The 26,071-nt window shown below is 68.9% G+C and carries 29 protein-coding genes and 3 pseudogenes; 15 read left to right on the forward strand and 17 right to left on the reverse strand.

The window, feature by feature from the left end:
• Positions 1–70: 70 nt before the first annotated feature.
• The 3 genes from OG568_RS24715 to OG568_RS24725 all read right to left on the reverse strand — a co-directional run bounded on the left by OG568_RS24715 (position 71) and on the right by OG568_RS24725 (position 1,825).
• Complete coding sequence (locus OG568_RS24715; RefSeq protein ID WP_329533134.1) at positions 71–1,225, reverse strand: tyrosine-type recombinase/integrase; 1,155 nt, start codon at positions 1,223–1,225, stop codon at positions 71–73.
• Positions 1,225–1,437, reverse strand: coding sequence for a helix-turn-helix domain-containing protein (locus OG568_RS24720; RefSeq protein ID WP_329533135.1), 213 nt, complete (start codon positions 1,435–1,437; stop codon positions 1,225–1,227). The genes OG568_RS24715 and OG568_RS24720 overlap by 1 nt, the downstream gene beginning before the upstream one ends.
• A 130-nt stretch (positions 1,438–1,567) precedes the next feature.
• Positions 1,568–1,825, reverse strand: coding sequence for a helix-turn-helix domain-containing protein (locus tag OG568_RS24725; protein WP_329533136.1), 258 nt, complete (start codon positions 1,823–1,825; stop codon positions 1,568–1,570).
• 473 nt (positions 1,826–2,298) lie between these two features.
• Between OG568_RS24725 and OG568_RS24730 the strand changes: the two genes are divergently transcribed.
• From OG568_RS24730 to OG568_RS24760, 7 genes and pseudogenes are all read left to right on the forward strand, one after another.
• Positions 2,299–3,132, forward strand: a complete 834-nt coding sequence (locus OG568_RS24730) for a helix-turn-helix domain-containing protein (RefSeq protein WP_329533137.1) — start codon at positions 2,299–2,301, stop codon at positions 3,130–3,132.
• A gap of 23 nt (positions 3,133–3,155) precedes the next feature.
• Positions 3,156–3,840: pseudogene (locus OG568_RS24735) on the forward strand (zinc finger domain-containing protein).
• Between the two features lie 316 nt (positions 3,841–4,156).
• Complete coding sequence (locus OG568_RS24740; RefSeq protein WP_329533138.1) at positions 4,157–5,089, forward strand: DUF2637 domain-containing protein; 933 nt, start codon at positions 4,157–4,159, stop codon at positions 5,087–5,089.
• 398 nt (positions 5,090–5,487) lie between these two features.
• Complete coding sequence (locus OG568_RS24745; RefSeq protein ID WP_329533139.1) at positions 5,488–5,829, forward strand: plasmid mobilization relaxosome protein MobC; 342 nt, start codon at positions 5,488–5,490, stop codon at positions 5,827–5,829.
• Complete coding sequence (locus OG568_RS24750) at positions 5,826–7,553, forward strand: relaxase/mobilization nuclease domain-containing protein (protein WP_329533140.1); 1,728 nt, start codon at positions 5,826–5,828, stop codon at positions 7,551–7,553. Before OG568_RS24745 ends, OG568_RS24750 begins: the two co-directional genes overlap by 4 nt.
• 234 nt (positions 7,554–7,787) lie before the next feature.
• Entirely contained in the window at positions 7,788–8,072 is a 285-nt protein-coding gene (locus OG568_RS24755; protein ID WP_329533141.1) for a hypothetical protein, read from the forward strand.
• 661 nt (positions 8,073–8,733) lie between these two features.
• A pseudogene (locus OG568_RS24760) lies at positions 8,734–8,982 on the forward strand (SDR family oxidoreductase); the annotation flags it as partial.
• A gap of 51 nt (positions 8,983–9,033) precedes the next feature.
• Here OG568_RS24760 and OG568_RS24765 read toward each other — a convergent pair.
• From OG568_RS24765 to OG568_RS24795, 7 genes are all read right to left on the reverse strand, one after another.
• The gene (locus OG568_RS24765; RefSeq protein ID WP_329533142.1) at positions 9,034–9,525 is read right to left on the reverse strand and encodes a MaoC family dehydratase; all 492 of its coding nucleotides are present in this window, start codon (positions 9,523–9,525) and stop codon (positions 9,034–9,036) included.
• Positions 9,526–9,676: 151 nt separating this feature from the next.
• Entirely contained in the window at positions 9,677–10,438 is a 762-nt protein-coding gene (locus OG568_RS24770) for a class I SAM-dependent methyltransferase (protein WP_329533143.1), read from the reverse strand.
• Positions 10,439–10,603: 165 nt separating this feature from the next.
• The gene (locus tag OG568_RS24775; RefSeq protein WP_329533144.1) at positions 10,604–10,915 is read right to left on the reverse strand and encodes an ArsR/SmtB family transcription factor; all 312 of its coding nucleotides are present in this window, start codon (positions 10,913–10,915) and stop codon (positions 10,604–10,606) included.
• 549 nt (positions 10,916–11,464) lie between these two features.
• Entirely contained in the window at positions 11,465–11,647 is a 183-nt protein-coding gene (locus OG568_RS24780; protein ID WP_329533145.1) for a DUF397 domain-containing protein, read from the reverse strand.
• Between the two features lie 9 nt (positions 11,648–11,656).
• Positions 11,657–12,511, reverse strand: coding sequence for a helix-turn-helix domain-containing protein (locus tag OG568_RS24785; protein ID WP_329533146.1), 855 nt, complete (start codon positions 12,509–12,511; stop codon positions 11,657–11,659).
• Positions 12,512–12,518: 7 nt separating this feature from the next.
• On the reverse strand, positions 12,519–13,043 hold the full coding sequence (locus OG568_RS24790) for a DUF6879 family protein (RefSeq protein ID WP_329533147.1): 525 nt from the start codon (positions 13,041–13,043) through the stop codon (positions 12,519–12,521).
• Positions 13,015–13,422, reverse strand: coding sequence for a hypothetical protein (locus OG568_RS24795; protein ID WP_329533148.1), 408 nt, complete (start codon positions 13,420–13,422; stop codon positions 13,015–13,017). The genes OG568_RS24790 and OG568_RS24795 overlap by 29 nt, the downstream gene beginning before the upstream one ends.
• Before the next feature lie 363 nt (positions 13,423–13,785).
• Here OG568_RS24795 and OG568_RS24800 point away from each other — a divergent pair, with 363 nt between their 5' ends.
• Positions 13,786–14,511: an ATP-binding protein gene (locus tag OG568_RS24800; protein WP_329533149.1), complete on the forward strand. Its 726-nt coding sequence runs from the start codon at positions 13,786–13,788 to the stop codon at positions 14,509–14,511.
• A complete protein-coding gene (locus tag OG568_RS24805; RefSeq protein WP_329533150.1) occupies positions 14,502–14,645 on the forward strand; it encodes a hypothetical protein in 144 nt (47 codons plus the stop codon). The genes OG568_RS24800 and OG568_RS24805 overlap by 10 nt, the downstream gene beginning before the upstream one ends.
• Before the next feature lie 131 nt (positions 14,646–14,776).
• Here OG568_RS24805 and OG568_RS24810 read toward each other — a convergent pair whose 3' ends face one another.
• Positions 14,777–15,604: a hypothetical protein gene (locus OG568_RS24810; protein WP_329533152.1), complete on the reverse strand. Its 828-nt coding sequence runs from the start codon at positions 15,602–15,604 to the stop codon at positions 14,777–14,779.
• Positions 15,605–15,905: 301 nt separating this feature from the next.
• Between OG568_RS24810 and OG568_RS24815 the strand changes: the two genes are divergently transcribed.
• Positions 15,906–16,298 (forward strand): hypothetical protein, encoded by a 393-nt coding sequence (locus OG568_RS24815; protein ID WP_329533153.1) that lies wholly within the window; start codon positions 15,906–15,908, stop codon positions 16,296–16,298.
• A gap of 372 nt (positions 16,299–16,670) precedes the next feature.
• Here the strand turns inward: OG568_RS24815 and OG568_RS24820 are convergent, their stop codons facing one another.
• Complete coding sequence (locus tag OG568_RS24820) at positions 16,671–17,957, reverse strand: FAD-dependent monooxygenase (RefSeq protein ID WP_329533154.1); 1,287 nt, start codon at positions 17,955–17,957, stop codon at positions 16,671–16,673.
• A 342-nt stretch (positions 17,958–18,299) separates the two neighbouring features.
• On the opposite strand from OG568_RS24820, the gene OG568_RS24825 reads away from it, so the two are divergent.
• The 3 genes from OG568_RS24825 to OG568_RS24835 all read left to right on the forward strand — a co-directional run bounded on the left by OG568_RS24825 (position 18,300) and on the right by OG568_RS24835 (position 21,656).
• Positions 18,300–19,700, forward strand: a complete 1,401-nt coding sequence (locus OG568_RS24825; RefSeq protein ID WP_329533155.1) for an amino acid permease — start codon at positions 18,300–18,302, stop codon at positions 19,698–19,700.
• Between the two features lie 336 nt (positions 19,701–20,036).
• A complete protein-coding gene (locus tag OG568_RS24830; protein ID WP_329533156.1) occupies positions 20,037–20,801 on the forward strand; it encodes a DUF4142 domain-containing protein in 765 nt (254 codons plus the stop codon).
• A gap of 114 nt (positions 20,802–20,915) precedes the next feature.
• Positions 20,916–21,656: a DUF4142 domain-containing protein gene (locus OG568_RS24835; RefSeq protein ID WP_329533157.1), complete on the forward strand. Its 741-nt coding sequence runs from the start codon at positions 20,916–20,918 to the stop codon at positions 21,654–21,656.
• Positions 21,657–21,691: 35 nt separating this feature from the next.
• Here OG568_RS24835 and OG568_RS24840 read toward each other — a convergent pair whose 3' ends face one another.
• Both OG568_RS24840 and OG568_RS24845 read right to left on the reverse strand, forming a co-directional pair.
• A complete protein-coding gene (locus tag OG568_RS24840) occupies positions 21,692–21,946 on the reverse strand; it encodes a hypothetical protein (RefSeq protein WP_329533158.1) in 255 nt (84 codons plus the stop codon).
• Between the two features lie 321 nt (positions 21,947–22,267).
• A complete protein-coding gene (locus OG568_RS24845) occupies positions 22,268–22,807 on the reverse strand; it encodes a MarR family winged helix-turn-helix transcriptional regulator (protein WP_329533159.1) in 540 nt (179 codons plus the stop codon).
• A gap of 240 nt (positions 22,808–23,047) precedes the next feature.
• On the opposite strand from OG568_RS24845, the gene OG568_RS24850 reads away from it, so the two are divergent.
• The gene (locus tag OG568_RS24850) at positions 23,048–23,203 is read left to right on the forward strand and encodes a hypothetical protein (RefSeq protein ID WP_329533160.1); all 156 of its coding nucleotides are present in this window, start codon (positions 23,048–23,050) and stop codon (positions 23,201–23,203) included.
• Between the two features lie 207 nt (positions 23,204–23,410).
• Here OG568_RS24850 and OG568_RS24855 read toward each other — a convergent pair whose 3' ends face one another.
• The 3 genes from OG568_RS24855 to OG568_RS24865 form a co-directional block, all read right to left on the reverse strand.
• Positions 23,411–24,025, reverse strand: coding sequence for a TerD family protein (locus OG568_RS24855; protein WP_329536441.1), 615 nt, complete (start codon positions 24,023–24,025; stop codon positions 23,411–23,413).
• A gap of 62 nt (positions 24,026–24,087) precedes the next feature.
• Entirely contained in the window at positions 24,088–24,582 is a 495-nt protein-coding gene (locus OG568_RS24860) for an AMP-binding protein (protein ID WP_329536442.1), read from the reverse strand.
• Positions 24,486–25,271, reverse strand: a complete 786-nt coding sequence (locus OG568_RS24865; RefSeq protein WP_329533161.1) for an AMP-binding protein — start codon at positions 25,269–25,271, stop codon at positions 24,486–24,488. The genes OG568_RS24860 and OG568_RS24865 overlap by 97 nt, the downstream gene beginning before the upstream one ends.
• A gap of 391 nt (positions 25,272–25,662) precedes the next feature.
• Between OG568_RS24865 and OG568_RS24870 the strand changes: the two are divergent.
• Positions 25,663–25,959: pseudogene (locus OG568_RS24870) on the forward strand (NAD-dependent epimerase/dehydratase family protein); the annotation flags it as partial.
• Positions 25,960–26,071 lie beyond the last annotated feature (112 nt).

Below are 26,071 nucleotides of genomic sequence, written 5' to 3' on the forward strand. Positions count from 1 at the left end.
ACTGGCGTGCCGCGGGGCAGCTTCAAGGGGCCCCTGAAACGCCGGCCGCCTGAACGAGGGCAGGGCAGGCTTATGCCTCGTGAGCCCCTCGCTGCATGCCTGGCGGGGCTTCGCGAAGCCCCGCGCGCACCTCGGCGTCGATTCCCTGGGCCAGCTTGCGCTGGTGCTTCGCCGTCGAGTGCTGGTAGATGAGCTGGGCCCGCTCCGAGGACTGGCCGGCGCGGACCATAAGGTCCTTGAGCTTGGCGCCCGTGTCGGCGGCGAGGGTGTTGCCGGTGTGGCGGAGGTCGTAGAAGCGGAAGTTGTCCGGCATGCCGACCTTGGTGCGGGCTTTGCGCCACTTGCGGCCGAACGTCGAGCGGCGGAAGGGAGCGCCCTTCTCGCCGACAAAGAGGAGACCGTCCGGCTCCTTCTCCGCGAACCATTGCAGGTGGCGGCGTACCTCAGGCTTCAGGAACTCCGGCAGGTAGACCGTGCGCTTGCCCGCCCGGGTTTTGGGGTCGCCGGTGACGCGCTTGCCGTTGGTCAGCTCCGGAGACGCCTGCGTGATGCGCAGGGAGCACTCGTCGACATCGACACTGTGGCGGCGCAGTTCGGCCAGCTCCTCCGGGCGAAGGGAAGCGAAGGCGCCGAGCAGGACCATCAGGCGCCAGCGTGGGCCCATGGCGTCGGCGAGGTCGAAGACCTGCTCGATGGTGGCGGTGGGGCGTTCGTCGGCCTCCTCCTTGCCCGCGCCCTTGATGCGGCACGGGTTGGTGCGCAGGAGGTCGTCGTCGACGGCCGTCTGCAGGATCGCCTTCAACAGGCGGTACGACTTGGCCACCGTCGTGGCACCGGTCGCCTTCAAACGCTCGGCACGCCATGTGCGAACGGAGGGCGGGGTGATCTCGTCCAGGTCCTTGCCGCCGAAGGTCGGCAGGATGTGGAGGCGGAGGAGCCCGTCGTAGCGGTCGACGGTGGTGGGGGCCAGGGCGCGCTCCTCCATCCAACGCAGTGCGTACTTCTGGAAGTTGACCGCGCCGGCGTCCGGGTCGCGCCATACGTCGCGCTCGATGTCCGCGCGAACGAGGTTGAGCCAGTCCTGGGCGTCGGACTTGGTCTCGAACGTCTCCGGGGCGGTGTGCCGCTGCCCGTCGGGGCCGATGTAGCGGGCCTGCCATCGACCAGAAGGGAGCTTGCGGGTCGTGCCGAACTCGCGCCGCCGCTGCGGCTTGCGTCCCGCCATCAGGCTGCCTTCCCGTAGCGGGTACGGGCACGGCGGACCGGCTCGACGGTGCGCGCCTCGACGTACTCTGCGACCGCGCTCTCGGGTATGCGGACCGGGCGGCCGAGCTTCACGTAGCGGATGCGGCGTTCGGCGATCAGGCGGCGGACGAAGCGCTCGCCAGTGCCGAGCATTTCGCCGGCCTCGGCCACGGTCAGGAGGCGGTCAGCCATTCGCGATCACCTCCGTCGCGGAGGGGCGCTGGGGGCAGGCGGGAGCCAGGGGTATTGCGGGCAGGGTGCAAGGGTGGTGGGTCCTCACTCGGGTGCGGGATGGGGCGAGCCGTGGCGTGGCGGTAGTGGCTCAGACGGCAGGGCGGCCGGGCAGGAGCGCTGGTGCCGGGACGTGGAGGGCCTCGGCGATCGCGATGAGGTCGTCGACGTCACATCGGCGCTGGGCGCGCTCGATGCGGGACAGCATGGTGTTGGACATCGGGCGGCCGAGGGCTGTCACGCGGTCGGCCAACTGCCTTTGTGACAGGCCGCGTTCGGCGCGGAGGATTTCGATGGCACGGGCCGCCTGCATTCCTGCCGGCCCGATTTCCAATGAGCGTGGGGGCATGGCTCCAATTGAAAGGCTCAATCGCCGGTTTTGGTAACCGGCGATCTTCGGCTATGTTGCGCTCGCGTCGTACGCCGGGGAGAGGTTTCCGGGGTCGGGACGGGGGTTCGGACCGATGCGTCGATCGATACGCTGACGTGCGGTGTTGTGTTGTAGCTTCCCCGTCGGCGGCGCGTCAACGGCTTGCCGATGTGATGCTTCTGGCTTCGCCTGACGGTCCGTTATTTCGGCAGCGGCCGATTCGGGTTTATAATTTTGGCAATGCCTAGCTCGCAGTAAGCGTTCGCCGTCAGCTGTCTGATTTCTCGACGGAATGCTGGACTTGAGCGGCATTGATGTGGCTGTCTTGGCTATACGACGCCACCAGCCCTCCCTCGCGTCTTCGGCCGAGGCGGTGGGCCAACCCCCTCCCTGTGCACCGCCCGACAAGGGCCGACTGCACCTTCATGCCCCGACCTAGGAGCCGCCGCCCGATGAGCTACGACGCCCGCGAATGGGTGTGGGACCACAGCCGCAGCAAGGGCACCGCCCGCATGGTCCTCGCCCTGATCGCCGATCGGTGCCGCGACCGGCACTGCGTCGCTTATGCGTCCGTGCCCACCCTGATGAAGCGCGCCAACGCCTCCCGCACCGCCGTGCGCGATGCGCTCGCCAAGTTGATCGCCGACGGTGAGCTGGTGCAGCTCCCCGACCGCAAGGGACCACGGGGAGAGACGTACTACCGCCTCCCAACCGCCGCCCAATTCATCGCCGATGAGTCCCGGGAGGGGAGCCGGAATCCGGCACCCCAAGGGGGTCGGAATCCGACCCTCGGGGGGTCTGAATCCGACCCTGTCGAGCCCTTCGAGGGGGGATCGGAATCCAACCCCGGGGAACAGAATGCGACCCCCAGGGGGTACGGATTCCGACCCGAAGGGGGTGCGGATTCCGACCCCCAGAACAGAAGAGAACCGAAGGTGAACGGTAGTAAGAGCAGCAGCTCTCCCTCGCTCATCTCCGCCACCGAGTGGCAGATCGACGACAGCGCCCGCGCCTGGCTCCAGCACGACGGGCATCTCGACCGGCTCGGCGAGCACGCCCTGCACGCCGCCGACGCGAAGTGGCGCACCTACCGGAGCTCGTGGGAACCCCGCACCGCCGACGCGTGGGCCGCCGACTGGCGCGCGTGGATCGCCCGGGAACGCACCCCCACCCCCGGCCGCCCGAACCTCTACGCCCTGCCTGGTGGCACACCCACACCCCCCTCGTCCACCGGCATGACGCGCAGCGAGGCGCACATGGCCGCTCTGCTCGCCGCCCTCGACTGACCGACCGGAATGGAGTAACCACCCTGGAACGAAACGAAATCGCCGCCGCCCTGGCTACATCGGCCGCCTCGATCCCCGCACCACCCGCACTGGCACGGACGAAGCCCGTGACCAGATCGCCCAGTGGCACGAGCTGCTTCACGACGTGCCCTTCGCCACCGCCCACGGCTGGGACGTCCGCGAGGCGATACGGGCCCACGTCCTGGGCTCCCCGTACCCGATCCTTCCGGTGGACGTCGCCCGCAAGTGGCGCGCCTACCGACGCGACCGCCTGGACCGGCACACCGATCCCACTCCGGTCGCCGATCCGGACGACCCCGCCGCCTGGCGCACCGAACTGCTCGGCACACGGCACGCCGTCGCCACCGGCATGGCCGCGCCGTCCCCGCACCGACAGCTCACCGGGGGCCCGCACCGGGACCTCGATGCCCGCCTGGCCGCCGTCGGATCGTCCACCCCGCCGGCCGTCCGCGCGGCGCTCGCCCCCTACCGGCCCGCGCATGCCGCCCGCGAGGCTGTCGTCGCCGCCGGACAGCCGGACGCTCTCAGCGTCCCGTGCCGGTGGTGCCACGCCGACAAGGGTGAGCCCTGCCGTACCAGCGCCTGGGACTCGACGGTCACGCCCGGGGCAACGCACCCCGCACGAGGCCGCACCCCACCCGCGTGGACCTCGCCGTGGTGGAACTGGCCCAGCAGGACGCCGTGTGACCCGCGGCTGCCGTGCCGGCGCCTGAGCAACGGCCCCTCCACCGCACCCCAATCCCACCTTCACCGCCCGTCGGCAGCACCAATGCCATGCCCGGACGGCTTCCTCGGAGACCTCTCCCCATGCCCGCCTAGGCCCACCCTGGAGATATCTGACTTGCCCTCCCCCACCCCGATACCCCCGGCCGCCAGCCCCAACACCGACAGCCATCGCTCTCGCATCGCCCGCCTTCGAGCTCGCTACCGCCACCGCGCAGACGTACACGCCGGGGGCCACCGCGCGAACCGCGGTGCACGCTTCACCCTCGTCGTCGGCCTGATGGCTGTGGTCCTCATGGCCTTCCGGGTCTCCTGGAACGCACTGTCCGACGTGGCCCGCGCCATCGGCGCCGACTCCACGGCCGCCCTGCTGTACCCGATCGTGGTCGACGGGCTGATGGCCCTCGCGCTGACCGCCACACTCGTGCTGCCCGACGCCGACCGGAAGTTCGCACTGCGGGTCCTGGCGACCTACACGATCGCCAGCCTCCTGTTGAACTACGTACACGGCCTCACCCCGGCACTGCACACCATGCCGACCCGGTGGGGCCGACTGACCGACTGGGACCCGGCGAACTGGGCCCTCGTACTGCTGGCCACCTCGCTCCCGGTCGGGTCGATCTACTTCGGGTCGGACCTCGTCGCGAAGGTGCTGCATCACCACCCCGAGTCGGCCGACTCTGCCGAAGCGGTTGGCCAGCAGGCCGACGAGCAGGACGCACGGTCGACCTCTGACCAGCATCAATCGGCCCCCGAGCAGCCGACCGAGTCGGCCCCCGCAAAGGCTGCCAAGACTCCCGTGCCGAGGCCGGCCGAGGCCACCCAGGTGGCCCGCTCTACCCGACCGCCTCGGTCGACCGCCGCGGTTGAGTCGACCGGAGCCGCCCCGAGCCGTGCGACCGGTCGGGCCACCGCCACTGCCGAGTCGGCCTCCGACCGCCCCCGCACCGACGCTGAGGTCCTCGCCGAGGCCCGACTCCTGACCGCCGACTGGAGCGCCGACCGGCTGACCGCCCAGCGCCTGCGCAGCGAACTACGGATCAGCCAGACCCGCGCCCGCACCCTGCGCAACCAGCTGAAGGCCGAACGCACCGACCGGCCAGACCCCGTCGCCTACGACGACATCGAGGCCGAGCCTCCTCGCGACGGACCCCATGAAGCCGCCTCCGAGCACCAGAGGCATCTCGGCACAGCCGCCGTCGGCACCACCTGAGACCCGCAAGCGCACCGACCACCCCGGCCTTCCGGCTCACCCCATGCCCTGGGCAGACAAGCCTGGGGCACGGAGGTTGGGCAGCGCGAAGTACCCGGCACCAGCACCCCACGGAGAACCGCCCCATGCACGACCCGAACCACGAACTCCCCACCCCTCAACAGGAGATGACCACCGGCCTGAACAGCACAGCAAGTTGTACCGGGAGCAATGCTCCCGGAGTCCCCGCCCCTGGGGTGGCGGGAGCAGCCCGGCGCCAGGGGGCACCGGGCCGTCAGGCAGCGACCGAGGGCGGACCGCAGCCGGGAGAGAACCGACAGGCCGAGTCCCTTGCGAAGAGACGTCAGCGCGCACGCCAGCCGAAGTCGCGCAAGCGCGTGCACCAGCCCAGTTGCCGCATGAACGAAGACGAGTTCAAGCGTTTTACCGACGCCGCCGCCCACTGCGAGATGTCCAACGCCGCCTTCCTCGCCTACGCCGTCGACAAGGCCGCCCGCGACCTGACCCGCACCGCCGCCGAGATCGCCACCGAACGGGAGGTCATCGACGAGCTGTTCGCCGCCCGTCGGCACCTGGGCCGCATGCACGGTCTGTTCAACCAGGTGGCCAAGGTCCTCAACTCCGGCGCCGACGCACCCCACCTGGACGCTGCGGCCGAGGTCGTCCGAAGCGCCGCCCGCCGCATGGAGGGCGCCGCCGATGCCCTGCTCGCCCACCACGACCGCGGTGCCCCTGCGTGATCCCCAGCATCCACAAGAGCGGCAGCGAGACCATCGGGCTGATCCGCTACCTCTACGGCCCCGGTACCCAAGAGGAGCACATCGACCCACACCTGGTGGCCGCCTTCGACCCGCTCACCCCCGACCCCGGCCGCGACCCGAAGGCCACCTACGAGCAGCTTGAGCACCTGCTCGACCAGCCCGTGACCGCCCTGCCCGCCAGCAAGCGCCCCAAGGAGCACGTGTGGCACCTGTCGGTGCGGGCTGCCCCCGAGGACCCGATCCTGTCCGACGAGGACTGGGCGGCCATCGCCCGCCGCATGGTCGCCGCCACCGACATCGCCCCCGACGGCGACGAGCAAGCCTGCCGGTGGGCAGCCGTCCGCCACGCCGACGACCACATCCACATCATCGCCACCCTCGTGCGCGACGACGGCCGCCGACCCCGTCGGCACAACGAGGCCCGCCGCGCCCAGGCAGAATGCCGCCGCATCGAAGCCGACTACGGGCTGCGCCGCGTCCCGCCCGGGGACGGCACCGCCGCCAAGCGCCCTACAAGCGCCGAACTCCACAAGGCGGAACGCGAGGGCAGGGAACAATCGGCGCGCGAGGGACTGCGCGAAACCGTACGCCGCGCGGTCGCCGGGGCCACCAGTGAGGAGGAGTTCTTCGACCGGCTGGCCTCCGCCGGCCTGCTGATCCGCAAGCGCGTCGCGCCCTCCGGCGACCTGCTCGGCTACAAGGTCGCTCTCGCGGACGACCGCAACGGCAAGATGGAACCAGTGTTCTACGCTGGCTCCACCCTCTCTCCCGACCTGTCCCTGCCCCGCATCCGCAAACGCTGGTCCGGTGACCGCGACGCCGCCGGCCGAAGCGACAGGGCGCCGTCCGGCCGGGCCTCCGATCCCACGCCAAGCAATCCGGCCACCGCGCGACGCCGGGCAGCCACCTCGGTGTGGCAGGCGGTGCTGGTCATCGACAGCGGTGAGGGCGGCCAGGTGGCCGCGCACGTCGCCGCCGCCGGGGAGGTCCTGGACGCGCTCGCCAAGACCTCCGCCGCCCACACCCGCACCGAACTGCGCGAAGCAGCCCTCGCGTTCGAGCGAGCCACCCGCTCCCACATCAAGTCCGTACGCGGGCACGATCGCGGCCTGCGCCAGGCCGCACGCGACCTCGTCTACAGCGGGCCGGCGCTCGGCCGCGGGGAGGACGGGGCGACCACAGCAATGGTGATCGACATGGCGTTCTTCCTCGTCACCGCCGCCGCCCACTGGCACGCGAAGAAGGGGCACGCTCAGCAGGCAGCCGCTGCCCGAGAGGCCGCCGGACACCTGCGCGCCGCCTATCGGGCCGCTGCCGACGTCCCGCTGGGCGTGCTGCACCAGCGAGGTCGGCGCCTGTCGCAGTCTCTGCGCCAGAGGCAGACCGCCCACCTGCGTCAAGCGGTGCCGGAGCTGGCGGAGCAGGTTCTCACCGAACCGGGCTGGCACGCCCTGGCCGCCACCCTCGCCGACGCCGAGAGCTCCGGCCACGACCCGGCGGCACTGCTGGCCGAGGCCGCCGCGCGGCAAGAGCTGGGCACCGCCGGTTCGATCAGCGACGTGCTCGTATGGCGCCTGCGGTGCCTGGCCGACCTACCCGCCGACGCCACCCCCATGCCCGAACACACCACCGCTGCCCCGAAGGGCGGGAGTACTGTCCGGCCCTCGCCAAGCCGACACGACAGACCGCACAACGCACGGTAATCCGGGGCCTACGCTGGTGCCCCTCCGCCAAGGCAGAGGGGCACCAGTAAAGCAGGGTGGTCACGAGCCGGCGTTCGGTGATCTCCACCGTCCCTCCGACGCCGGCATCGAGCTGGCCACCTTTCCCGAGGCCGTCGTTGTCACCAGCCTGTTCACCTCACCACACTGGCGAGACCACTCTCAACTGCGCACCGAAACGGCAAGGCAACTCGGCATCCAACCAGACAAGTTGCCTTGCATGAAAAGATCCCGCACGTGATCGAAGCATGGTCCTTCAACAAGGGTGAGGGCGCTCTCCCGGTGAGAGCTGAGGCAGCCGTCGAAGAGCTCGGCAGGCGGATCGCCGACGGGAAACTCGAGTCGTGGCCGCACAGCTCAGCAGGGCGACATCTCGCCGTCACGACGAACACCGAACGAGCGATGGTCATGCTGCTCGACGAAGAAGGCAACCCTGGTGCACACGCGTCAGACCCAGGGGCCGAAGACTGGAGCGACGGCTTCATCCTGGAAAACGTTTGACAGCGAACCTAGTCGTGCGGGGTGAGCGCGCTGGGAGGGGGTGTTGTATGGCCGTACCGGCTGGGCGGCTGAGGCCGTGCCGTACGTCGAGGTGTCGTCCGTGGACGCCGCAGGCAAGCGTCGGCGGCGTCCCCTGCTGGACTGCGCGACGGCGAGGTTCGAGGACGTGGTTCCGGTACGGCCGTTTCGGTCGTCGCAGGGTTCGCGCCATTTCCCGGGCTGTACTGGTCGGCGACGACCGGGCAGCACGTCGGCTTGGAGTCGTGGCTGGAGCGGGATCATCTCGTGCTCATGGACTTCGATCCCGCCGTGATGCAAATCGCCTCCCAGCCGTTCTGGCTGCACTGGCACGACGGTTCGCGTGAGCGCCGGCATGCCCGGGCCTCTTCGTGCGCCGCTCGGATGGCTCGGCCGTGGTCGTCGACGTCCGCGCCGACGATTGGATCGCGCCGCGCGATGCCGAAGCGTTCGAAGTGACACGCCACGCCGGCAACGCGGCCGGGTGGCCTTCAAGCGGGTGGGGTGCCGGAGGCGGTGCTGCTGGCGAACGTGCGGTGGCTGTCGCGCTACCGTCACCCCCGCTGCCGGCAGGCTCCGGTCGCTGCCCGGCTGATGGAGGTCTTCTCGCAGCCCGGGCCGTTGGTGCCCGGGGCCGCTGCGGCTGGCGACCGGAGCCACGGACACCGAGATGTTGCATGTAGCCAATCCCCCGCAAGCCCTCCAGACTGTCGCCGGCATGACACCCCTCGGCCGACTCGGACAGCCTGCCGACGTCGCCGACGTTGCCGCCTTTCTTGTCGGCCAGGACGGCCGGTGGATCACCGGTCAAAACCTGCGGACGACCGGCGGCCTGGCCTTATCTTCAAGATGGGCGAGATCCGCGAACACCTCGCAGAGATCGGATGGTTGACAACCGATGCCGTCGCCCTGCACGCCGCTCGGCACGAGGGAAGGGTGGCCGCTACGGCCGGCGGCGCAGCATGTTCATGACGGTCATGGTAAGCACCGTCTCGCCGTGCTGGTTGAGTACCTCGACCTCGGTGTGCACGATGCCGCGGTCGGGCTTGGAACGGGAGATGCGGGCTTGGGCGATCGTAGCCCGGACCGACAGGGTGTCGCCTGGCCGCACCGGCCGCTGCCAGCGGAGTTCGTCGACGCCGGGAGATGCGAGCGAGGCGACCTTGCTGAGGTAGTGATCGGCGTACAGGCGCATCATGACGGCGGTGGTGTGCCAGCCGCTGGCGATCAGCCCCTGGAATGGTCCGGCCTGCGCCGCCACGGGATCCGTGTGGAAGCTCTGGGTGTCGAAGCGCCGGGCAAAGTCGAGGATGTCCTGCTCGGTGAGGGTGCTGCTGCCGAATACGTGCACGGCGCCCGGCACGTAGTCCTCGAAGTAGCGGTCCTCGATGGGGTGGGTGAAGTTGTCGGTGGCGGCAGGGACGGTCGTCGTCATGGACGCCCTCTCACTCGGCTCCCCGCCGAGCTCGACGAGGCGTGGTGAACGATGGGGCGTACGGTAACGGGCGGTCGCCTCTCCGACGGCGGGGATGATCCAGGATCGGCCACGGTCTGCCCGGCCCGACGGGCAAGCAGACAGCGCAAGGTCACGGACGAGCTGCTACCAACCCATCAACCACATAGATCTCTTCCACCATCTCATCAGGGAAAGCCTCGCGCAGTCGCCTGCGCTCCTCGGCGAGAAAGGCCCGGTTCGTGGCCTGATCGAGGACAAGAAACGCGGAGCGGCTGCTGATATTGGCGAGGTGCGTGTCGAGGGGGACTATCCGCTGCCAGCGGATCTGCTGGCGCACGACCCGCAGTCCGGTCAGCCCCGCGAGCCGGATGGCCTCGCTGTCGTTGGGACGCACCGCGGAACGAGCGGGAACTCCGCAGTGATGCGAGATGCGTTCGTGCTGGGCGCGGATCCATGGCACATCGAAGGCGGTGGTGTTCCACCAGATCGCGAGCGCACCGTCCGTGCGCAAGACCCGCAGAGCCTCCGGAACGGAACGGCCAGTGTCGGTCCACTGCCATGACTGCGCGTACGTGATGAGGTCGTGCGAGGCATCGGCGAGTGGCAGGGCATTGCCGTCTCCTCGCACGATCGGCACGTCCGGGAGCACCCGCCGAAACTCGACGACCATCGCGTCACCAGGCTCGACGGCGACCACATCAGCACCCCGCTCACACAGCAAGGAGGTCGCAATTCCTGTGCCCGCACCGACATCAGCGACGCGGACACCCTCCAGGGAACGGCCCAGGAATTCCTCGACGAAGTCGAACAGCGCGGGCGGATACGACGGGCGGCTCGCCTCATACTGGGCAGCAGCCGAGTTGAACGAATGAGCACGTGAGCTGGCAGTCATCTCCTCATCATCGGTCCCTGACCCGGTACAACAGAGCACCGATCACCCAACCCGGTGACCATTTCCGGTCACGGCTAGCGCCCATCGGCGCCCGGCAGACGCCGAAGCCTGCAGAGCTGAATGATTCGAGGCCGGCAACACACACTGGATCAATTTCGGACACGCCTAATCCGCCGAGATGACAGCCTCGATCAGGCCCGGAAAGCGGCGGTCCAGATCCTCTTTCCGCAGGCGCATGTACAGCCCGTTCCCGGCGTCGCGCTGATACACCAAGCCCGCCTCACGCAAGACGCGCCAGTGACGGGTGCGACTGGACTTGCCCACCGGCAGATCGAAGGAAGCACACAACCGCTCCTCCTCCGGTCCCGCGGCCAGTTCAGCCACGACCCGACGCCGGTTCGCATCGGCCAGTGCCAAAAGGATGGCCCCCACTTCCAGCTCCTCAACCCGAGGATGCGCCAACTCACCCGCCGCCATCACTCCACCCCTCGACAAGGTACGCGCGTGCGCGTACCTTACGTTAGGTACGCAGCGATGCGTACCTTACCGCTGCCGGGGGAGCCATGTCTGCACCTACATCATCACGTCGCCGCATCCTGTCGCGCATCCGCTCGTCACTGCGCAAGCTCCTACTAGCCGAGCACTCACCCTTCATGACCCTGTGACTCCCAGATAGGGCCTCGGGCCCGCCCTAGCTGTGCCGCACGTGGAGACGGCAGGAACGCGACCGCGGCTCGGGCCCTCCGACTTACCCGTGCTCAGCCCGAGACGGTCATAGTCAGAGGATCAGCGACAGCCTTTGCCATTCAACTCAGTCCGTCCAGGTCAGCGCGACAAGCACGACTAACTTCGCCGTCAAAGGACAGCTGAGCTACGCCGACTCGATTCGGTGACAACGGGCCGTTCCCCGAGGGAACGCGCCGTCTGTTCCCAGGAGGAACGCTCGTCCTGTTCCCTCAGGGAACGGCCGTGATGTGCTCGCCCTCCCAGCATGTTCACCTCATGTGAGGCGGAGGGCGCCCAGCGCTACGCCCCCTTGGCGTACTCGACGAATGCCGCCCAGCTGTCCCGCTGGACGGCCAGGATTGCCCGACCGCGCGCCTTCGTGTCCCGCACCATCACGTGCTTCAGGTCGTTGTCGGCCACCTCAACGCAGTTCTCCGTCCCTGTGTAGGAGCTGGTGCGCCAGTTCGGGGCCTCGGGCTGCATGTTGTTCTCCTAGTCGCTCGGTATCTGATCGAAGTGGTGGATCGCGGTGAGGATGAGGTCTCGGACTGCGGTCCCGTAGACCGCTGACTGCTTCAAGAGGGCGAACGCCTTGGTGTACAGCTCGATTTCTCGGGGCTGGGTGACGGAGAACTCCGCCGAGTACGTCTCGACGAGGACGAGCTTGTCGTCGAACATTGAGAAGGAGTTGCCAGGCCAGATCCCCAGGGGTGCGGACCGGGGGATGATTCCCAGGCTCAGCCGGGGGAGCCGCATCACCGCCAGCAGGCGGTCGAGCTGCCCCTTCATCACCTCCGGGCCGCCGAAGTTGGTGTAGAGCGCCTGCTCGCCGAGCACCACGTTGAAGATCCGATTGCCCTGGTACAGGTACTGCTGCCGTTCGAGCCGCTTGGCGGTGGCGGCTTCCGCGTCGTCGGGGATCTCGTAGTAGTCGACGACCTGCCGGAACGTCTCGGCCGCGTATTCCGCCGTCTGGAGCGTTCCCCACACGAGCGTCGGGTGCCAGATCCGGAAGACCTTGGTCTTGGCGTAGACCGGCAGGGCCTTGCGCTGCCGTCGCTCCGCCCCCGTCTGGAGTTGTCGGCGCCACTCAAGCCACAGCTCGTCGATGTGGCGCACCGTGGCTATCAAGTCCTCGACGTGCTCTTGCCGATCGGTCTTGATGCACCAGACGCGAATGTCGTCTTCGCTGGGGTTCTGCTTGCCGTTCTCCAGCCGGGACACCTTGGACTCGGCCCACCCCGTGGCCACGGCGAATGCCCGGCCGCTCGCGAACCCCGCATCCTTGCGGAATCCGCGCAGCCGGGCACCCAGTGCCTCGCGTGCTTCTTGAGCCTGGTTATTCACTGATGGGTCAGGGCTTGTACTCGGCGTGTGGGACGGCGGCGGACCAGAGCAGGTCACGCACGCGGACGCACTCGGCCACGGTGTCCGGGTCCTCGACGATTTCCGACCCCAGCACCCTGCCCTCCGGGTCGAAGTGGCCAACAGCGAGGATACGGTCGTCGTACAGCCACCAGTCGTTGCCGTCGAGCGGGAATGTGATGCCTTCCGGCAGCCGGTGCCGCGGAAGCCATCGGATGTCCTCGCCAGCCTCCAGGTTCAGGTGGGTCAACGAGCGCTCCCAACCGACGTACTGGGAGTGAGGTTCCGTGATGACCCGGACGCGCCTGACGGTCTTCCCTTCGCCCGACACGCGCTTCATGAGCGTCATCCAAGGGTCGAGCCACGCGTAGTCGTCAGGCTCTCCCCGCTGCCACCGCACGTAGGGCGTGTCCTCGACGGGAGACCCGTAGTCGTCCCTCAGCTCCAGGTGGAAGGCGTCGCGTTCGAAGCCGTGGAACAGCTCGTCACGCTGGGCTGGGGTGATCAGGTCCACTGCTCTCCTTCAGTAGGGCCGTGATCGAGGACTTAGGAACCTCGATGCAGGTCTCATAGTCGGGCATCCGCATCTGGCTCAGCGCCTCGGGATCGGTCATTTCCGGGCCTTGCAGGATGCACGTGTCCTGTTCCGTGACGAGCATGATCGGGGCGGTGAAGCTCTTGATCTCGCCGGTCGTGTGTCCGTCCTTCGTCAGGTGCTCGAACAGCTCCGGCGGTACCTCGATCACTGTCTGACCTTCGGGCACGTCGAGTTGCATCAGCAAGTCGTTCGCGAACACCTTCCATCCTTGGATGACGTAGCTGTCCTGATCGCTGGCGTACAGGGTGGGGCTGTCTCCGGGGGTGGAGTTCTTACCAAGGAACCGTAGCTTCACGGCCACTCTCCCGTCCGCTGCCTTGCGCCGGTTTGCGCGACACATCGATAGTCCTTTCGGCGTTAGACGACGTCAATCGAGATGCTGCAAACTCGCGCAATCTGCTTGGAAGTTGGGAGAAGGTAGTCCTACGGTCATTACAAAACCCGAGCAACCCAGGGAAGCCAGCGGAACGCGCCTCGGTGCGGCGCCGGGAGCAACCTTCCTTCCCGTGACATGCGGAGGACAGCAATGGCCCTTGCCTTGCAGAGTGCAACCGCTCCCGAGGCGACGCTCGGGAGATTTCGGAGCGCTTCCAGCGGCATAGCCGGTGCTGTTCCGCCACAGGGAAGGTTTCCGCACGTACGCGGTCCGGGGAGAGGCATGGACCAGCCCGCTCGCTTCGTCATCTCATGCACCCGCGCACCGCAGTGTGTGCGGCAACTGCGCCGCATCAGTGCCGCTCATCTCCGGCTGTGGGGGATCGGATCCTGCATCGACACAGCCAACCTGCTCATCAGTGAGCTGGTCACCAACGCCGTCCGGTACGGCGAGACGGAGGACGTCAGCTTCTCCGTCTCATACTGGCGGGGCGAGGTCCGTGTCGAGGTGGCCGACGGGACTCCGGGACGCCCTCAGGTGAAGAGACCGACCGCCGACGAGGAGAGCGGTCGCGGCATGCTGATCGTCGAAGCCCTCGCCGAGGACTGGGGCACCAGCGAGGACGGCACCCTCACGTGGTGCACGATCGCCGTACCGGAGCCAGTGGTACCCAAGTCGGGCTTCTGGTGCGAGTGGCGCCAGGAGGACGGCAAGCCGCTCGCGCTCGCGGCCCTGCCCACGCCGGACCGCGCGATCCGCTGGGCCCGCATCCAGATGCGTGTCATCGCCTCGGCCATCAACGCATCGCTGGTCGGCCTCGTCTGGGACTGGCTGTCCGACGGATGGCGTGAGCCCGCCGAGGCGCTGAAGAACGGTGAGGAGTTCACGCTCCCCCTCTCGGCTGGCCCGTACAACTTCGTCTGGCACGCCCGTCCAGTGAGTTTCGTACCCATTGTCGGCGGGAGCCCTCTGCCTCACCTCGCGGAGGAGGAGCCGGAATGGGACTGAAACCTCGCGAGCTGTGGAGCCGCTTCGACCGGCGGGAGGGGAGCCGCTTCCGGTGCGAGCCGATCGACATTCCCGTGCCAGAGATCGGCGAAATCTCGGTGGCCGGCAGTGCCTTCCGGAACCACTCGGTATGAATCCCAGCGCGGTGGCCTGCTCCCTCGGACAGGGGCAGGAGCGATCGCTGCTACCACTGGGGCCAGTGATAACGACATCGGAAGCCGGGTACGTCGGCACCGACGGCGAACGCGCACTCGCCGACGGAGGTCTACTGAAACCCTCCGGGCTGGTCCTTCGCCCACCACAGGAACGCGGCGGAGTGCTGCTGGTTGGCGAAGCCCTCGCCGACGAGGGTGTGCAGCAGGTCGTTGCTCCAGAGGATGAGCCGGCCTCGGGTCCAATTCACGGACTCGGGCGCCGGCAGTTCGATTCCGTAGACCGCCCGGGCTATCTCGCGCTTGCCACCCGCCTCCGTCGTGTACTTGAGGATCGACAGGAAGCGCTCGGGCTGCACCACGCACAGCACTCTCGTGAGGAGCGCCTCCTTGAAACCGGTCATGGCGAACGGCTTCGTTCCGGCCAGCAGATGATGGAGCCGGTCTTCGAGTGGTTCGTCGTCGGGTCCGTAGAGGAGGTACTCGATGGTCTGACGGGTCGATTCCCCGGCCGCCACGTCGCCCATGGCGTTCCAGGCGGAGTTGAACGTGGCCTGGTTGCCGGGGTGGGCTCCGACGTCGGAGTTGGCGAAGTCCTTGAGGAATCTGGGATCGCAGGTGTGCAGCCCATCGAGGGAGAAGATCTTCTGATACCTCGCCCAGTATTCCGCGACCTGGGGGTCGAAGTCGGGTTTGGTGGCCAGGTACTGCGTCTTGAGGCGGGCCGCTCGTTCCAGCCACCTGGGGTCGACGTCATCGGGTTTCGGAAAGCGGGCCTTGAGGTCGCCGAAGGAGCGGGACGGCTCCTTCGGGGCGGTGCGCTCGCCGTGCTCCCACGCGTAGCCGCACCGGTGCTTCACGACTCGTCTTCCGTCGTCGAGTACACGAACGAGTTCGATGTCTTCGTCGTCACTGCACAACGGGCACATGGCCAATCCCATGGTTCCCCCACTCCGTCGGTCTCCGCACCGCAGACCGGTGTGTTCCTCGCCCGAGGGCCGCATCTTCGCATCCAGCCGCGTCAGTCGCCGGTGAGCGGCAGACCCGGGAGACACCACCCCATATTGGCATAGTGCAAAGATGAGAGGCACAACCACGCGTGGCCACATCCTTCTCGCAGTGTCCCTGTCCGTGACACTCACTGTCCTGAACGCAGGGTGCACGAACAGTCCTTCCTCCTCCCGAGCCAGTGCCTCCGTTTCCCCGTCCGACGGCGGCCCTGCCGTCCCGTGCCGCATCCATGTGGACGTCTCCGACGTCCACATGACGATCGCGGATACCGTCGCGCGCCTCGACCGCTCGGGCGACGGTTCGCTCAGCATGACGGTGCGCAACGACGACGGCGTCACCGAACACCTCGGCATGGTCGCGACGCCGGACGGCGGACGTGGTGTCCTGGTCGGCGGGAAGTCGGCCGAGGGCAACGGTTCACTGTCCGCCGCCGGCATCCTGCTGCTGAGCGGAACCACCGTCACCGCACGGCGTCACCGCCGCGCACACGCTGCCGGTGGCCCTGCAGTTCGGCACGGCCGGAATGGTCAGGTTCCAGGCACGAGTCGCCTCATCCTGGCGCTTCTGACCGATGCCCGCGCAAGTGACCCGACGCCGCTGCGTATCCTGCCGTGGCGCCGGTGAGGGCGGCTTCCAGCGCCTGGGCACGGTCGGCGTAGCGGGTGATGCGGGTGATCAGACCGCCGTTGACATCGAAGACGTGGTATCCCACGGTCTCCGGGTCGGCCGGCGGTACCGGGCCGTGGATCCGGAGTCCGATGACGACGGCCGCCGGATAGGTAAAAGTCTCCTCGGCCCGCGCCCGCAGTCCGAGCGCGTGCAGACGGGAGCAGCGGCTCAGGACGTGGGAGCGGGCGTGGCAGCCGGTTTCACCGCCTTCGGGCGGACTCCAGTGCACGTTCGGATGCAGAAGTCCGGCGAGCAGTCGGCGGTCTCCAGGGCTTCGCGCAGGCGAGCGGTGACGACGCTCGGGCCGGGTCTGGGACTTGATGGCATCTAACTCTCCGCGTGCCGGGGCTGCTCGCCAGAACTCTCCGTCGTCCGCGCCGACTTCGTCCGACGCGAGCTCTGTCCGTTCGTGTCCGCCGTTCCCGCCCAGGCCGGTACCGCGGCGAGTTGACGCAGGTACGGTCGTTGCCTGCCAGTAAGTGCGATGCCGGCGATGCGGCCCGTTCCGGGCTGGTCGGCGAGCCGCAGGGCGAGTCGGCGCAGCCGCAGTTGCCGGGGGGAGGCGGGGACGAACCAGCGGGCGGTACGGCGCGCGGCGCGCTGTCTGCGGGTGACGACCGGCCGCCAGAGCCGTTCGTATCCGGCGAGCGCCCCCTCGATGCTGCGGGATCCGGCGAGCTGGTCGGCCAGGACGTAGGCGCCGCCGATCGCCAGCGAGGCGCCCTGAGCGGCGAGCAGGGACACGGCGTGGCACGCGTCGCCGATCAGCACGACCCGTCCCCGGCTCCAGGACGGCAGGTCGGTCTGGGCGACCTGGTCGTAGTAGAGCCCGGGGGACGACGGGCAGCCTGCCAGGGCGCGGGGCGCGAGCCAGCCCAGCGCGCCGTACTCGCGGTGCAGCGCGACCCGGGTGCCCCCGGGTAGGCGGGGATCGGCGGCACGGTGTACGGCGAACGCGGCGACCCTGCCGTCCCGCAGGGCGTACAGGCCCATCTGTCCGCCGACCGTGTCGGTGAGGCAGAACCGGTCGCCGAGTTCCGCGTGCACTTCGGGGTCGTCGAAGGTGAACGCTGCCGTGTGATAGCCCAGGTGCCGTACGTACCGCCGTTCTTCGCCGAAGGCCAGAGAGCGCACGGTGGAGTGGATGCCGTCGGCCCCGACGAGGAGGTCGGCGTGAAGGCTGCTGCCGTCGGTGAGCGTGACCCGGACGCCGTGGGCGCTCGCGTCGATGTGTTCCGGACCGACGCCGAAGCGCAGGCCGACGGCGAGGGACAGCCATTCTCGCAGGGCGAGTTCGAGGTCGGGCCGCATGATGCTCAGCAGACGCCCGTTCAGGGACCGCGCGAACCGGTCGTAGCCGAGCCGGGCGCGGCACCGGCCGTGGTCGTCGACGAACGCCGCCCCGGAGACCGGATAACTCAGTTCCTCCAGCCAGGGCAGCACTCCCATGGCTTCGGCGGCGTCGTAGCCCGGACCGAAGAAGTCGATCATGTATCCCCCGGTACGGGGCCGGGGCGCCTTCTCCAGGACCACGACCTCCCAGCCGAGGGTGTTGTGCAGTCGGCCGGCGAGCGCGAGCCCGGCGATACCGGCTCCGCAGATCACTGCTCTCATCGGTGTGCGTCGCCTCTTCCACTCCGGGAGGACCGGGGCAGGCCAACCCCATCTCTACTTTTGCACTATGCAAAGCTTGGATGTCAAGAAGGCCGGGGTCCGATCGACGGCGAACCGGATGGCGCCCCGGCGGTTTCATACCTGCCCAGCGCGACGGGCGGCGGCCGAGGGGCAGCAATACCGGCCGCACGGCCCGAACCCAAGATCTTGACGCTTCTCTGACGCCGCACTGATGACCTTTTGACGTAACGTCGAAGCCGGTGTGCCGGGAAGACGGGTCGGCGAAGTGTCCCTGGTGACTCGTTCGTGGTGCGAACCACGGACATCAAGGAAGGTCTTCGCGTGACCCTCTCGAAGTCGGCCGCCGCCGTCGCAGGCGCCCCGTCCCCCGTCCTGGACCGGCGTGGCCCCCGCCGCTCAGTCCTGTTCTTCGCGTTCGCCTTCGCGGTGATCGCCGATCCGGTCTCCTCGGTGGCGTACGCGATCGAGGCCGCCTTGCGTGCCCTGCACGGCGACCTCGCCCTGCTGCTGCCGACGATGGGCCTCGTCATCGCACTCGTCGTGCTCGTCACCGCGAACTACTGGCAGCTCGTACGGCGCTTCCCCAAGGGCGGGGGTGCCGCGGCGGCGGCCGGCCGGGCCTTCGGCGCGCGCTGGACGTTCCTGCCGATCGGTGCCCTGGTCGTCGACTTCGTGCTGACCATCGGCATCTCGATCGCGGCTGCGACGAGCGCGGTGATCGCCCTCTTCCCGGGCCTGGCCCCGCTCCGGATCCCGCTCGCGTTGTTGCTGCTCCTGGTGGTCGCCGCGCTGACCTGGTTCGGGCACGGCGGACGACTGCTGTTCGCCGTGATGACCGTGGCCTTCATCGTGATCTCCGTCGCCGTTCTCGTCCTGGGCTTCACCTCCCCCCACACCAGCGGCCACGCCGCCGCCTCGACCGACCCGGGGCGTTCCGCCGTGCTCGCCGTGGTCCTGGCCTTCCCGGTCGCCATGGCCCTGGCCACCGGTATCGAGGCACCGTCGACCGCGATCGCCCAGCTCGGCCAGCTCGACGACACCCACCGTCGGCGCTTCGGCCGGGGCACGCTCGCACTGCTGCTGATCATCGTCGGCGGACTGACTCTGGCCCTGACCGCGCTGGCCGTGCGCCTGCACATCGGCATCCCTGGCTCCGACTCCACCCAGATCGCCGACATCGCGCACGCCGCCGCCGGACCCGGCTGGCTGTACGGCGCCTTCCAGCTGACGAGCTCACTGCTGCTGCTCGCCGCGGCCAGCTCCTCTTTCCAAGCCGGACCCGGGCTGCTGAAAGCCCTGTCCGGCACGGCCGAGCGGCCCGGCGTACTGCCACCGGTACTCGGCCGGAGCAACCGGCACCACACCCCGTACTGGTCGGTCGTGGTCTATCTGGCTGCCGCCGCGCTGATCATCGTCGCGGCCGCCGGCCAGGAGCAGGAACTGGTCCTGTTCTACGCGGTCGCCGTCTTCGTCAGCTTCCTGATCGGCCTGCTGGCCATGGCCCGGTTCGCGCGCCAGGAGCGGAAGACGGCCCTGGCCTGGATCAACGGCCTGGCCGCCGTGGCCGTCGCCTTCACCCTCGCGGTGAACCTGCTGCGCGGCTGGCCGATGCTGTCCCTCGCCGCGGCCCTGCTCGTCGCCGGCGGCCTGTACGCCCGGTGGACGCGAGCCGGACGGCCCGCGGACATCGAGGACATCGAGGCCCGCGCCGAAGCGGACTGACGCCCGCGGCCCAGTCGGCGCTTGTCCGCGCGGACGACGACCACCGGGCGGCGTGACCGCACGCGTGGTTGCTCACCGCGGGCTCGGCAGCCCCGCGGTTCCCTTCGCCGCGGCGGATCTCCTCGGCCAAGGCCATCAGTCGTTTCAGCACGGGATACGTCCGGCCGACTGAAATGAGCGGATGTGGCCACGCCCACCGGTGTGGAACCGTCCAACGCGCGGCCCGAGCCGCCCCATCTAATCTGGCATCATGCAATCTTTACCTAGCGCAAAGGTCCTCTTTCCGTACCTGCCGCGTACGACCGGGCAGCCACGCCACCCACACCAGGAGGCACCATGCCCGTCTCGCGCAACACGATCGGGTCCCTCGCCGTCGGCGGGGCGCTCACCGCCACGCTGGCCGCCCTCGCCTACCCCAGCATGCTCGGCATCCAGACCACCGCCTCCGATTCGTCGCGGATCATCGCCAACACCCAGTGGGGACCGCTCACCGAGGCCGACCGCAACTTCGTCGTCTTCGTGCGCTCCGCCGGGCTCTGGGAGGGCCCCTCGGGCGAACTGGCCATGAAGAAGGGAACGACCGCGGCCGTACGGGAGGCCGGGCGCCACCTGGTCATCGGGCACGCCGCGCTCGACGCCAGCAGCCGGAAGATCGCCCCAGAGCTGAACATCACCATCCCCAACCAGCCCACACCACAGCAGCAGGGTTTCCTGGCGAATTTCCAGTCGGACACGGGCAAGCAGTTCGACTCCGACTTCGCCAACACCCTGCGCGTCACCCACGGCTCGATCTTCAACACCATCGCCAAGATCCGCTCCACCACCGAGAACACCCTCGTGCGCCAGCTCGCCGACCAGGCCAACGACGTGGTCCTGGACCACATCACACAGATGGAGAAGACCGGACTGGTCAACTTCGACCAGGTCAACTTCCAGGAGACCACCCCGCCGAAGCTCCCCGCCGCCCAGGTGACGCCACCGGTGCCGCAGCCGGGCGCGCCCGTGGTCGCTCTCAGCGTGCCCCCTGGGTTGTCGACCGAGGGGGTACCGACGGGACCGACCACGGCAGCCATGCCGACCGCGTCCCCGACCGCGGGATGACCCCGCCACCGCGATCACCGTATGGCAGCATGCAAATTTTACCTTGCGCAATGATCGGTCGGTGTGACACGTCCGTACCTCTTGGCGAACCGTCCGCTCGCGTCAGGAGCTGTCATGCCCATGGGCCGCAACACCATCGGAACCCTTGTCGTCGGCGGGGCGCTCACCGCCACGCTCGCCGCCCTCGTCTACCCCAGCATGCTCGGCATCCAGACCACCGCCTCCGATCCGTCCCGGATCGTCGCCAACACCCAGTGGGGACCGCTTACCGAGGGCGACCGCGACTTCGTCGTCAAGGTCCGCTCCGCCGGACTCTGGGAGTACCCCCTGGGCGAGCTCGCGCTGGAGAAGGGCTCGACACAGGAGATGAAGGAAGCGGGCAAGCACCTGATCGTCGGGCATGCCGGGCTGGACGACCTGTGCCGCAAGATCGCGCCCATGCTGAACATCACGCTGCCCAACCAGGCCACCCCGCAACAGCAGCAGTTCGTCGCCACCTCGGCGGCGCAGTCCGGCCGACAGTTCGACAGCACCGCCGCGAACATCATGCGCGTCACCCACGGCCAGATCTTCCCGACCATCGCCAAGATCCGCGCCAGCACCACCAACACCCTGGTGCGCCAGCTCGCCGACCTCGCCAACGACACCGTCCTGGACCACATCACGGTCCTGGAGAAGACCGGAGTGGTCAACTTCGACCAGGTCAACTTCCAGCAGACCACCCCGCCGAAACTCCCCAAGGACCAGCTCACCCCGCCCGCGCCACAGCCGGGAGCACCGATGGTCGCCCTCACACCGCGCCCCGACCTGAACATCAACACCGCCTCGCCCACGCCCACCCCGACGGCCGGGTGATCAACGGCAGACCGCGCCGTCCCACCCGGAAGACCTCAGCGCTTCGCGTCGACGGGACCGGAAAGCCGGTAGGAGCGGACGACGGCGACCAGGCAACCGGCGACGAGAGCGGCTGCCCACGGCGCCAGGTCCTGCAGCGGCTCCGGCACACCGGACCTCGCCTGCGCACCGCGTGGGGACACCAGTCCCTGAGGGTCGTACACGACCGCGAGCGCGTCTCCGGGCCGGGTCGTCCGTTCGCAGCCGCGCCAGTTGCGGACCTTGAACAGTACGCCGTCGGCGTCCCGCACCGGTGTGGGAGCCCGACGAACTCGGCGGGCCCCTACACCGTGGTACGCAGATGTGCCATCAGGTGGACGTCAGCAGGGGGCGAGGACCGGCCCGTTCGGGGCACGAGTGCCATCCCCGCGTCCTCCCTCTGTCCGTCGGCGACCCTGTTGCACGACCGCCCGGTCGCGGCGGGACAGGCTCGTGCTACGCATACGCCGGAGCGGGTTCGCGAACCCCGCGCTCACGATTCCCTTGCATTATGCAAGAACGGGGGGATGCGGAGAAGAGGTGTCCGAAGGCAGGTACCGCCCGACCACGTACACCGTTCCGATCCGCTGCGGTCACACGTCGTGGACCATCGCCTCGTCCACGACCCAGCCCAGCGGGTGCGGCTCCGAGTCGCCTGCGGCGGGAGCCGCAGGCGGCTCGCCTCCGGCCCGGTTGAAGGCACCCAGGGCCTCGATGAGCGCCAGCCGCTGCGTGGGGCCGAGTCGGGCGACGATCGCCTCGATCTCGGAGCGGCGCCGGCCGGTGACGTGCTCGACGGTGCGCCGACCCTCCTCGGTGACCTGCAGCAGGGTCTCGCGACGGTTGTCGGGGTTGGTCTGCCGGTCGGCGAGCCCGGCCGCGATGAGCCGGTCCACCATGCGCATCGCCGTCGAGGGGGCCACCTGTAGCAGGTCGGCCAGCACCACCAGCTTGGTGGCGCCCCGGGTGGCCAGCACGACCAGCATCCGGAACTGCGGAAGGGTCACCCGCTCCTCGACCTCGGCGAGGGAACGGGCGGAGACCGCCACCAACAGGCGGGAGGCGGTCAGCACCGCCCTGGTGACAGCGTCGACATCGTCCATGGCCCCCGCAAGGTTCTCGTGCTCCGGCATATCTCCTTTCTACCGTGCCGAAGTCGGTGCCCTCTCACGCGATGGGAACAGATTTTCCTTCCCCATGACCGTGGTACCTGAGCAGCAGCATCGCGGCATCGTCGTGCAGCGGCACGTCGGCATGTCTGACCATGTCTTCTCGTACGGCTTCCAGGGCACGGTCCGCATCCGGCTCCTTGCGCCGGGTGCTTCCTCACCGCCGTCGCCGCGGTCATCGTGGCCGTGGGAGCCCTCTCCCACGTGCCCACTCGATCGCCTTTCCCCGACGGCAAGCCCGACGAGGGCGCCACGCAGCAGTCCGAGAACGTCTTGCCGGACGGAGTGCCCACCGCGACCGGCGTGCCGCCCGGACCCACCTACGCGGGCACGTCCTCCGCGGCGCCCCGCAACGGATGAGACACGCGGAAAAGGGAAAGAAGGCCCGCTCCGATCCCGTCTACGACGGTTGAACAGTTTCGCCAGGTGAGCAGGGTCCGGGGCACGTCCGTACATCTTGATGGCATCCGGCTGGTCGGCAGGCGCGCGGAGGAGCGGGCGAGCTCGGCCCTGGACCAGATGGGGCTCTCCGCGCGCTCGCGGCCCAGCCCGGGAGAACTTCCGCGTTCACACCGTCCCGGTCGGACGCGTCCCCGGAGCGTGGTCAGGGCGTGGCCCAGGCACCGTACCCATCTCCATGGTGAACGCCACGGGGTCGCTGTCGGAGCCCCGGATCATCTCGTGCATCTCCCACTCGCCTGAGCCGTCTCTGACGAACTCGGCCACGGTGGTGGCGGTGGAGTCGGCGCCCCCGGCGAAGTCGTCCGCCAGCAGCTCCGTGTAGCCCTGAACGACCACCACCCCGGCGTTGGAGATGTCGCCGAAGGTCCGGCGCCCGTCGTCCTGGTGGATGACCACCCCCACCACGACCCGCCCGTAGGCGGACGACAGCCGGTCGAACTCCAGCACCATCACCTCGACGTAACCGAAGCCCTGGCCGGTCTGACTGTGCCGGGTCATGTTGATCGTGCCGTCGGGAGACCGGCTGTCATAGTGGACGATGTACGCCGGCCGGCCGTGGGGATCGTCCGCGGAGTAGGTCGCGGCGACGATGTCGAGATGCCGGGCCGGTTCCCCCAAGGGACTCGGGTCCCATTTCAGGCGTACCTCTACCTTCCCGAGCCCCTTGCCGACGCTGCTCACCTGATGTCGCCTCCCCGCGCGGAACCTCCCGGGACCTATCTGGCCCCCACTCGTCAAGTATGGCCTCTGACCAGCCGATTGATGCCTTCTTGACGCCCTTCTCACCGGACGGGGATGCCCTTGTCGCCGGACGTGCCGGAGACGGGCGGCACGGATAACCCGCGACGGCCTTCAGGTTGCACACGTTTCTGCCCGATGACCTGGCACATGGGCGGGACGCGTACGACGCGAGCAATGTCACCCGTGTGCAGCCAGTCGTCCGCGTCGACCATCGCGTCGGTGTCCTCCGGGCGCCCGAAGTAGCCCTTCATCACCTGCGGTCCGTGGATCCACACCTCGCCCGGTTCCCCCGCCGCCACGTCCTGCCCGGTGTCCGGGTCGACCAGCCGTGCCCGCGTCGACGGGAGCAGGCGGCCCACGCCCCTGACGGGCTCGTCACGGTCGCCGTCCGCGTGTAGGTGGGTGACGGGGGACAGCTCGGTCATGCCGTGCCCCTGCCCTACCTCCACGCCCAGCCGGTCGGCCACCGCCGACTGCACCCCGGCGTCGAGTGGCGCCGCCGCGCAGATGACGCGCCGCAGGTGCGATAGGTCCAGGCCGTCGACCGCGAGGTGCTTGGCCAGTGCCAGCATGACCGGTCCGGCGGAGCGACGTACGCATGCGTGATCCGGTCCCGCTCCAGACCGGTCAGAAACGCGTCGATGTCGAAACATGAGTGCACATAAACGGTCGCACCGCACCGCAGCGCGTTGTTGACCAGCGCGGTCAGACCGAAGATGTGGAAGAAGGGCAGGATCGCGATGACGCGATCGCCCTCCTCCACCCGGTGCACACCGTTCATCTGCTGGAGGTTGGTGCAGAGGTTGCGGTGGGTCAGCATCACGCCCTTGGGCACGCCCGTCGTACCGCTCGAATACGGCAGCACGGCCACGTCCACGGCCGGATCGATCGCGCACTCCGGTACGTCACCGTCACCGAGCAGCCCCAGCACCGGACGGTGGCCGTCGGCCTTGTCACAGACCAGGATCTCGATGTCCCGGCCGGTCTGCCGCCGCACCAGCTCCACAGCGGCCCGTGCGGTCTCGACCAGTGCCGACACGCTCACCATCACCCGGGCATTGGAGTCGGTCAGCTGCTTGGCGATCTCGGCCGGCCGGCCCAGCGGGGAAAGGGTGGTCGCCGTCCCGCCCACCCTGGTCGTGGCGTAGAGGACCACGGGGAACAGGATCGTGTTGGGCATGTGCAGCGCGGCCACATCGCCCTTGCCGATGCCTTCGGCGCTCACCGTAGGTGAGAGTCTGTCCACCGGCCACATCCACCATGGCCAGCCGTGTGCCACGGCGGGCGGCGTCGCCGAGCACCCATTCATGGACGGGGCGGTCGACGACGGCCACGTCCGGGTACCCGCTCTCGTAGATCATCGAATCTCCGTCTCTCCGTTCGCGGCATGGCCCGGAACCGCAGGTGGTCTCCGGCCACCGTGGGCCGCTCCGGATCGGACCGACCCGGACCGCTCGAGCATCGGGCCCACGACCACCGCATGGCTTGGCGGAACCCTGAGGCTTCGCTGAGGAGGAACTGAGGGCGGCGGTCCGCGAGACCGTCCCTTCTTACGGAGTCGTGACGTGCGGGCGTGGGCGCGTGGTCCGGCGGCGCCGCTCACCTGGCGTGAGCGTATGCGGGTACTGGTCACCGGCGGTGCCGGGTTCATCGGTTCCCATGTCGTCGAGGCGCTGACGGCGCACGGGCATGAGGCGGTCGTCTTCGACGTGCGCGCCGATCCGGGCGCGGATGTGCGCAATCCGGCGGCGGTCGGGCAGGCGCTGGCGGGCGTGGACGCCGTCTGCCATCAGGCCGCCATGGTCGGGCTGTGGGTGGGGTTCGGGGACGCGGCGGAGTACGTCTCCCCCAATGACCTCGGCACCGCCGTCCTGCTGTCCGAAATGGCCGAGGCGGGGGTACCGCCGCTGCTCAACCACCTGCTCATCACCGGGTGGTGACCGTGCTCCCAGGCAGGTGCGACGCCCGGAGCATGTGACGTATCGGACAGGCCGGTCGATTCCTGCAGGGACGTACGGCCCCTTG

It is taken from the genome of Streptomyces sp. NBC_01450 (assembly GCF_036227505.1).
Lineage (GTDB): Bacteria > Actinomycetota > Actinomycetes > Streptomycetales > Streptomycetaceae > Streptomyces.

Bases quoted from the DNA above. Each gene is read 5' to 3' on its own strand.
- OG568_RS24720 (WP_329533135.1), bottom strand. From the start codon at position 1,437: ATGGCTGACCGCCTCCTGACCGTGGCCGAGGCCGGCGAAATGCTCGGC.
- OG568_RS24740 (WP_329533138.1), top strand. From the start codon at position 4,157: ATGGCTGTGGTCCTCATGGCCTTCCGGGTCTCCTGGAACGCACTGTCC.
- OG568_RS24765 (WP_329533142.1), bottom strand. From the start codon at position 9,525: ATGACGACGACCGTCCCTGCCGCCACCGACAACTTCACCCACCCCATC.
- OG568_RS24845 (WP_329533159.1), bottom strand. From the start codon at position 22,807: ATGCCGGAGCACGAGAACCTTGCGGGGGCCATGGACGATGTCGACGCT.
- OG568_RS24730 (WP_329533137.1), top strand. From the start codon at position 2,299: ATGAGCTACGACGCCCGCGAATGGGTGTGGGACCACAGCCGCAGCAAG.
- OG568_RS24745 (WP_329533139.1), top strand. From the start codon at position 5,488: ATGAACGAAGACGAGTTCAAGCGTTTTACCGACGCCGCCGCCCACTGC.
- OG568_RS24805 (WP_329533150.1), top strand. From the start codon at position 14,502: ATGGGACTGAAACCTCGCGAGCTGTGGAGCCGCTTCGACCGGCGGGAG.
- OG568_RS24775 (WP_329533144.1), bottom strand. From the start codon at position 10,915: ATGGCGGCGGGTGAGTTGGCGCATCCTCGGGTTGAGGAGCTGGAAGTG.
- OG568_RS24770 (WP_329533143.1), bottom strand. From the start codon at position 10,438: ATGACTGCCAGCTCACGTGCTCATTCGTTCAACTCGGCTGCTGCCCAG.
- OG568_RS24830 (WP_329533156.1), top strand. From the start codon at position 20,037: ATGCCCGTCTCGCGCAACACGATCGGGTCCCTCGCCGTCGGCGGGGCG.
- OG568_RS24810 (WP_329533152.1), bottom strand. From the start codon at position 15,604: ATGGGATTGGCCATGTGCCCGTTGTGCAGTGACGACGAAGACATCGAA.
- OG568_RS24725 (WP_329533136.1), bottom strand. From the start codon at position 1,825: ATGCCCCCACGCTCATTGGAAATCGGGCCGGCAGGAATGCAGGCGGCC.
- OG568_RS24715 (WP_329533134.1), bottom strand. From the start codon at position 1,225: ATGGCGGGACGCAAGCCGCAGCGGCGGCGCGAGTTCGGCACGACCCGC.
- OG568_RS24780 (WP_329533145.1), bottom strand. From the start codon at position 11,647: ATGCAGCCCGAGGCCCCGAACTGGCGCACCAGCTCCTACACAGGGACG.
- OG568_RS24835 (WP_329533157.1), top strand. From the start codon at position 20,916: ATGCCCATGGGCCGCAACACCATCGGAACCCTTGTCGTCGGCGGGGCG.
- OG568_RS24800 (WP_329533149.1), top strand. From the start codon at position 13,786: ATGGACCAGCCCGCTCGCTTCGTCATCTCATGCACCCGCGCACCGCAG.
- OG568_RS24820 (WP_329533154.1), bottom strand. From the start codon at position 17,957: ATGAGAGCAGTGATCTGCGGAGCCGGTATCGCCGGGCTCGCGCTCGCC.